Origin of the sequence: Dactylosporangium sp. NPDC049525, from assembly GCF_040676755.1 — a bacterium.
Classification (GTDB): Bacteria; Actinomycetota; Actinomycetes; order Mycobacteriales; family Micromonosporaceae; genus Dactylosporangium.
Genome location: NZ_JBFAPO010000128.1, coordinates 1 through 7,397, shown reverse-complemented (window position 1 = coordinate 7,397; position 7,397 = coordinate 1). Strand labels below are relative to the sequence as shown.

General features: G+C 76.7%; 4 protein-coding genes and 1 pseudogene. All 5 read left to right on the top strand.

Going from position 1 to position 7,397, the window contains the following annotated elements:
- Positions 1–354: pseudogene (locus tag AB0K00_RS57330) on the top strand (hypothetical protein); the annotation flags it as partial.
- Complete coding sequence (locus AB0K00_RS57325) at positions 351–3,371, top strand: FtsX-like permease family protein (RefSeq protein ID WP_363540075.1); 3,021 nt, start codon at positions 351–353, stop codon at positions 3,369–3,371. The pseudogene AB0K00_RS57330 and the gene AB0K00_RS57325, both read left to right, overlap by 4 nt.
- Before the next feature lie 92 nt (positions 3,372–3,463).
- Positions 3,464–3,988, top strand: coding sequence for a SigE family RNA polymerase sigma factor (locus AB0K00_RS57320; RefSeq protein WP_363540073.1), 525 nt, complete (start codon positions 3,464–3,466; stop codon positions 3,986–3,988).
- Positions 3,985–4,959, top strand: coding sequence for a hypothetical protein (locus tag AB0K00_RS57315; protein ID WP_363540071.1), 975 nt, complete (start codon positions 3,985–3,987; stop codon positions 4,957–4,959). Before AB0K00_RS57320 ends, AB0K00_RS57315 begins: the two co-directional genes overlap by 4 nt.
- Before the next feature lie 29 nt (positions 4,960–4,988).
- A partial coding sequence (locus AB0K00_RS57310; RefSeq protein WP_363540069.1) for an NB-ARC domain-containing protein occupies positions 4,989–7,397 on the top strand: 2,409 nt, incomplete at its 3' end.

The following is a 7,397-nucleotide window of genomic DNA, read 5'->3' as shown; positions in this document are numbered from 1 at the left end:
TGGCGAGTGCGGCGATCGCGTCGGCCATCGCGGCGTCGCTGTCGACCAAGACACCGCACGGCGGTCACCGCCGGCCGGGCCGGGTACGCCGCGGTCCTCGTCCTCGGCGCCGCCGCCGGGGTCCTCGCCGCCGTCGCCGCCCGCCTCGTCAGCGGGCCGCCGGGCCGGCCGTTCGTCGACGACTGGCACGTCATGCCGGCGCCGTCCGCGCTGCCACCCGCGGCGCTCGGCGCGGCGGCCGCGGCGGCACTGTGCGTGCTCGGCCTGTCCTGGTGGCTGGCCGCACTGCCCCTTGCCCGCCAGCTCACCGGAACCGGAACCGCCTCGGACAGCAACGGGAGAGTGGCGCGATGACGTCGTTGGTGCTGAACATGCTGCGGGCGCGGCGCGGGCAGGCGGTCACCCTCGCGCTGCTGGCGCTGTTCGCGGTCGCCGCCGCCGTCGCCGCACCCGCTTTCCTGCAGGCCGTCGACCGGGCCGTCGTCGCCGGGCAGGTCGCCACCGCCACCCCCGCCGAGCGGTCCCTGACGGTCCGCGCCACCGTCAACGAACAGCGGGAGCCCGGCGGCGTCCCGTTCGCCGACGTCGGCGGGGCGCTCGTCGCACTGCCCGGCTTCACGTCGGTGTACGCCGAGGAGTTCCCGGCCATCGGCATCGAACCCGACCCGCGGGTGGCGTCGCGGCTCACCTACCGGCAGGGCGTCTGCGCCCACCTCACCGTCGTCACCGGCCGGTGCCTCGCCGCCGCCGGTGAGGTCGTCGTGGGGGAGCAGACCGCGCAACGGCTCCACCTCGCCGCCGGCGACCTGATCACGCTGCAGTTCGCGGTCATCAGCACCGACCCGACCCGGCCGATCTACGTCGCCGAGGGCGACGCCACGCCGCTGACCGTCGCCGGGACCTACCGCACCCCCGACCCAGACGGGCAGTACTGGGGCGGCCACGAATACTTCCGGCTCGACCACACGGCCCGGCCCGGCGAACCGGTCTTCACCGGCGCCGAGACGATCCGCACCATGTCGCACGGGCCGAGCGACGTGTCCATCGACGCGACCGCCGGACCCGGCACCATCACCGAGGCGACGCTCGACGCCGTGCGGCGGGACCTCACCGGCCTCGACACCCGCGGCGAGCAGCTCGGCCGGGCGGTCACCCTCACCACCGCGATCCCGCAACTGCTCGACCGCATCGACCGCAGCCGCGACCTCGCCCGGCGCAGCATCCCCGTCGGCGCCGCGCCGCTGCTGCTGCTCGCGTACGCCGTCATCTTCATCGCCGCCGACTACGGCACCGAGGGCCGCCGGCCCGAGCTCGCGATCCTCGCGCTGCGCGGCGCCCGCTGGTGGACCCGCTGGTGGCTGACCATCGGCGAGAGCCTCGTCGCGCTGCTCGCCGGCGGCCTCGCCGGCTGCGTCGCCGGGCAGCTGCTCGTCGCCGCCGTCGTCGCGTGGCGCTTCGGCGACGTCGGCGCGCCCGTGCTCAGCCTCGACGCGCTGCGGTGGGCGCCGTGGGCGCTGCTCGGCGCGGTCGCGGCCATGCTGCTCGCCCAGCGCCGGCACCTGGTCAGCGGCGTCGTCGACCTGATGCGCCGGGTCCGCGCCCAGCTCACCGGCTGGCGCCTGCTCACCGCCGAGATCCTCGTCGGGCTCCTCGCCGTCACCGCCACCGTCCAGCTGTTCCTCACCGGCGGCGCCCTGTCCGGGGTCGCGCTCGCCGCGCCCGCCCTCGTCATCATCGCCCTCGCCCTGGCCGCCGCCCGCGCCGTCGTGCCCCTGGCCCGCGTCGCCGGCGACCGGGCGCTGCGCCGCGGCCGGCTGGGTGCCGCGCTCGCCGCGTACCAGCTGGCCCGCCGCCCCGGCGCGCAGCGGCTGCTGCTGCTCCTCGTGGCCGCCGTCGGCGTGCTCGGCTACGCGGTCACCGCCGCCGACGTCGCCGCCCGCGACCGGGACCTCGCCGCGCGGATCGGCACCGGCGCGCCGCGGGTGCTCGACGTCGCCCCGCTCACCCGCGAACAGCTGCTGCGCGCGGTGCGGGCCGCCGACCCCGACGGCGCGTACGCGATGGCCGTCGCCTCGCTGCCCGCCGGCGCGCCGGGCGAGGCGCCGAAGCTCGCCGTCGACGCGACCCGGCTGCCGGCCGCGTCCACCTGGCTCGACGAGTACGGCGACCTCGACGCGGACCGGGTCGCCCGGCTGCTGCGCCCGCAGGCCCCGGCGCCCGTCGTCATCGGCGGCCAGGACGTGTCCGTCGACGTCACCGTCAAGGGCGCCGACGCCGACAAGCCGATCGGATTCAGCGTCGTGCTGTCGTCCGTCACGGGCCGCGGTACCGTCACCGTCGGCTTCGGCGTGCTGCACGACGGGCCGTACACCTTCCAGCAACGCTCGGCCGTCTGCGCCGACGGCTGCCGGGTCGCGGGGCTGCACTTCACCCCCGACACGACCGCCAGCGGCGTCAAGCTCACCGTCGTGCTGCGCGGCCTCGGCAGCATCAACCCCGCGGCGGTCGCCGCGAGCGGCGCCGACCTCGCCGACACCGGCCGCTGGCGCTCCACCGGCGCGACCCTCACCGCCGCACCCGACGGGCTGCGGGTCACCCTCGACGCCCCCGACGGCCTGCCGCACGGCGCCTGGGTCCAGGCCGCCGACGTCCCCGCGCCGCTGCCCGTGGTGAGCACCGCCGCCCTGCCGGCGTCGGCGGACGTCGCCGGCCTGGACGGGCTGCCGGTCGAGGTGCACCCGGTCGGCCGCCTCACCGCGGTGCCGCGGCTCGGCACCCACGGGACGCTCGTCGACCTCGAGTACGCCGACCGCGCCGCCACCGACGCCGGCGAGGCCAAGCACCCGCAGGTGTGGCTCGGCCCCGCCGCCCCGCCGGACGTCCTGGACCGGCTGACCGCGCAGGGCCTCGTCATCACCGGCGACGCCCGGGTGGCCGCCGCCCGGGACCGGCTCGCCGTCCAGGGCCCGGCCCTGGCCGTCTGGTTCCACGTCCTGTCCGGCGTCCTCGCCGTCATCCTCGGCGCCGGCGGGCTCGCCCTGGTCATCGCCGTCGACCGCCGGGAACGCCTCGCCGACCTCGTCGCGCTGCGGGCACAGGGCCTCAGCCGGCGGGCTGCGGCCCGCACCCTGCTGTGGACGTATCCGGTGCTGGTCGCCACGTCCGGGGTGCTCGGCCTGGTCACCGCGATGATCGCGTGGCGGCTGACCGGCTGGGCCCTGCCCGTGTTCGGCGAGGACCTGCCGGGGCTGCCACTGCCGCACTGGCCCGGCCCGGCGCTCGTCCCCGCGACCTGGCTGCTGGCGGTGACCCTGCTGACCACGGTCGCCCTCGCCGCCGGCCGCCCCCGCACCGCCGCCACGGCTTCGTAGCACCTGGTTCCGGGCCACAGCACGCGGGGCCGAGACCGAAACGTTGCCGAGCCTCGTCAATGTTTGGCGGGGGTGCTCGCATCTTCCAGAGCGTGACGTTCGAGGCCTACCTCGCGCTGCGGCTGCCGGCGCTGCTGCGCTATGCGCTCATGCTCACCGGTGACCCGCACCTGGCGGAGGACGTGGTGCAGGAGACGATGGTCCGCGCCCACGTGCACTGGCGGCGGGTGCAGCGGGCCGACCTGCCCGACCGGTACGTCAAACGCATGGTCACCAACACCTACCTCGGCTGGCGGCGCGGCGGCTGGTTCCGGCGGGCCGTGCCGGTCGCCGACGTGCCCGAGCGCGGCAGCGTCCCCGACCCGGCGGAGTCCTCGGCGGTGCGCGAGGAGCTCTGGCAACGCCTGACGGCGCTCCCGCCGCGGCAGCGGGCCGCGGTGGTGCTGCGGTTCTACGAGGACCTCGACGACACCGAGATCGCCGACGTGCTGGGCTGCTCGGTCAGCACCGTGCGGTCCCAGATCTCCCGTGCCCTGGCCACCCTGCGCGACACGACGCGACGTGCGGAAGCGCAGCCTGGTGTACCGCTGACCCACCGGACGGGTGAGGCCCGATGATCGACGACGAGCTGCGGCAGATGTTCACCGAGCGGGAGCCGTTCGCGCCCGACCCGGACCGGACCACCGGCCGGATCCTGCGCGGCATCCCGGTGCGGCGGCAGCGGACCCGGCGCCGGCAGGCGGCCGCGGTCGTCGCGGCGCTCGCGGCGGTGCTCACCGTGCCGGTGCTGCTGGACGAGGAGGACCCGCCACGGCAGGAGGCGCTGGTCGCCGCGAGCGACACGGCCGTGACGCTGCCGGTCACCCCGAAGTGGCTGCCGGAGGCGGCCGTGACCCGCACGTTCGCCGACGCCGTGCTGTCCGAGGGGATGCGCGCGATCTCCTACGAGTTCGGCGGCGCGAACGGCATCCTCGCCGTCCAGGTGCACACGAGCACGAAACCGCCCACCCGGGAGTCGCCGGGCCCGGCGGCCACCGAGCCGCGGGTGCCGGTGCGCGGGCAGCTCGCGACCGAGTTCGAGAGCATCGACCGGTCGCACGACGACCAGTCGTGCACCCTGGCCTGGCAGGACCGGGCGCAGCTGTGGCTCACCGTCTTCGTCCGCGCCGAGGGCGTCACGCCCGGCGCCGCGTGCGCGCCCGCGCGGCAGGTCGCGCAGGGACTCGTCGACCGGCCCCTGGAGCTGGACCGGCCGATCCGCTTCGGGCTGGTGCCCCGCGACTACGTGCTGGTCCAGGCCGGCACGAACGTCGAGGCCTGGTGCCCGCGGGCCGGGGACAACCAGCACCCGCCGCGGTGCGTGCAGGCCCGCGACGCGGCGCACACCCTCGCCGCGAACGGCCGGCGGGTCATGGTGCGCGGCCAGATCGGCTGGCTGAACCGGACCGCGACGGAGGTGCAGCTGGTCGTGCCCGGCTACGTCGAGGTGCGCACCCCGACCCCGGCGGTCGACCCGGCCATCGCCGCACTCACCGACGACGACGTCATCCGCCTCGCCGAGTCCGTCTCACTGGCCCGGGGTTGGTGACCTGACACAGGATCGGCGAAGATCGCTGCATGCGGAGTCGGGTGGGCATACTGCTGGCGGTCGTGTCCGGCCTGTTCTCGGTGCTGCTGGCGGTCGCCGTCAACGTCGCCACCGGCGGCACGCTGCCGGCCCCGCTCGACGAGGTGTCATGGCTGGCATGGCCGGCGGTCGGCGTCCTCGGCGTGGCCGGCGCCGGCCTGGCGTTCTGGCAGCAGTCGACCCCGCAACCGGCGCCGCCGCCGCTGCCCGGGCCGGCGCCGTCGCCGGACCCGCCGGCGCTGACGGCGCCCGCGGAGCTGCCCGCGGCGACCCCGCTGTTCGGCCGCGACGCCGAGGTCGCCGAGATCGTCCGGGTGCTCAGCGGCGAGTCCCCGGTCGTCACCCTCGCCGCGGCACCCGGCACCGGCAAGACATCCCTCGCGCTCGGCGCCGCGCACGCGCTGCGGCCCCGGTTCCCCGACGGGCAGCTGTTCGCGACCCTGCGCGGCGCGTCCGCGGAGCCGCTCGCACCCGAGGCCGTGCTCGGCCGGTTCCTGACCGCGCTCGGCGTGCCCGAGGACGAGCGGCGCGGCAGCACCGAGGAACTCGCCGCCCGGTTCCGCTCCGCCGTCGCCGACCGGGCCGTGCTGGTCCTGCTCGACGACGCCCGCGACGCCGCGCACGTCACCGCGCTGCTGCCGGGCGGGGCCCGGTGCGCGACGATCGTCACCAGCCGGCGGCAGCTGACCGGTGTCGCCAACGCGCACGGGGTGCCGCTCGCGGCGCTGCCCGAGGACGCCGCCGTCGAACTCCTCGAGCGCGTCGCCGGCGCCGACACGGTCCGCCGGGACCCCGACGGCACGCGGGCGCTCGTCGCCGCCTGCGCGGGACTGCCGCTCGCCGTCCTCATCGTCGCCGGCCGGCTCCGCGCCCGTCCACAGTGGACACCGTCGGCGCTCGCGGAGCGGCTGGCCGGCGAGCACCGGCGCCTCGACGAGCTGCGCCAGGGCGACCTGGCGGTCCGTTCGACGTTCCAGGCGGCGTACGCCGAACTGTCCGAAGTGGACCGTCTGGTCTTCCGCCGGGCCGGGTCGCACCCCGGTCAGGTGTTCACCCTCGCCGAGGCGGGCGCCCGCGCCGGTGTCGGCGGGACCGAGGCGGAGGCGGCGATGGACCGGCTCGTCGACGCGTTCCTGATCGAGTCGCCCGGCCCGGACCGGTTCCACCTGCACGACCTGCTGCGCCTGTTCGCCACCGAGACGCTGACCGCGCAGGAGCACGCGGACGCGTCCGAGCGCCTGCTGGGCTGGCTGCTGCGGCGGCCCGCCGGCGCGCTGGACGTCGCCGGGCTGCCGGCCGTGCTCACCGAAGGCGTCGAAACGGGCCGGCATCACGCGGTCACGGCGCTCGTCGACGCCGTACACGGGGACGTCACCGACCCGTTCGACCGCCTCGCCGTCTGGACCGCCGCGGCCGAGGCCGCCGGCCAGGATTCGGTGCGGCGGGCCCGCGCGCTGCGCTGGGTGTCGCACTCACTGACGGTCGCGGGGGAGGTCCAGCGGGCGCTGCCACCGGCGGACGAGGCGCTCGCCCTCGCCGAAGCCGCCGGCGACCAGTGGGAGACCGCGCAGGCCGTCCGCCGCCGCGGCGAGGCGCTGCGGGACCTGCACCGCTTCGCCGAGTCCGAAGCGGCGCTGCTGCGGTCCCTGGACCTGTTCGTCGAGCTGGGCCGGGCCGTCGACGAGGTCGACGTCCGGACGGCGCTCGGCACGCTGTACAACAACTTCCGCCGGCATGAACTGAGCGTGCCGATGATGGAACGCGCCCGCGAGCTGCTGCCGGCAGTCGAGTCGGTGCAGGCCGGTTGGGTGCGGCTGGCGCTGGCGCTGGCGTACCGGTTCGCCGGCCGCCGCACGGAATCCGACGCGATCATCGCCGAGGTCCCCGGCATCGCGACCCGCGCCGGCAACGACTACCTGCTCGCGTACTACCACCAGGAGCTCGCCTGGATCGCCGAGGGCGACGGCCGCTGGGACGACGCCGAACGCGCCTTCACCCAGATGCGCGTCCTCGCCGAACGGGTCGGCAGCGGCGCCGCCATCGGCGGTGCGCTGGTCGGGCTCGGCCACATCGCCGAGCGCCGCGACGACCTCGACACCGCCCTCACCCGCTTCCGGGAGGGCGTCGAGCGCTACGCCCGCCTCGGCGACCGCTTCCGCGAGGGCGAGGCCAGGCTCCGCGTCGCCGTGGTCCTCAACACCCAGGGGCACGTCGCCGACGCCGTCGCCGAACGCGCCACCGCGGAGGCGCTGATCGGCGACTCCGAATACCCCTGGGGCGAGGGCCTGCTGTCCCGTCTCCCGACCAGCACCTCCGGCGCCGTGTGGGGACAGGCCATGGAGACGGTCGGCGGCGGCCGGTTCCGGGTCGCCGAACGCGGCGTCGCCAACCGTGACAGC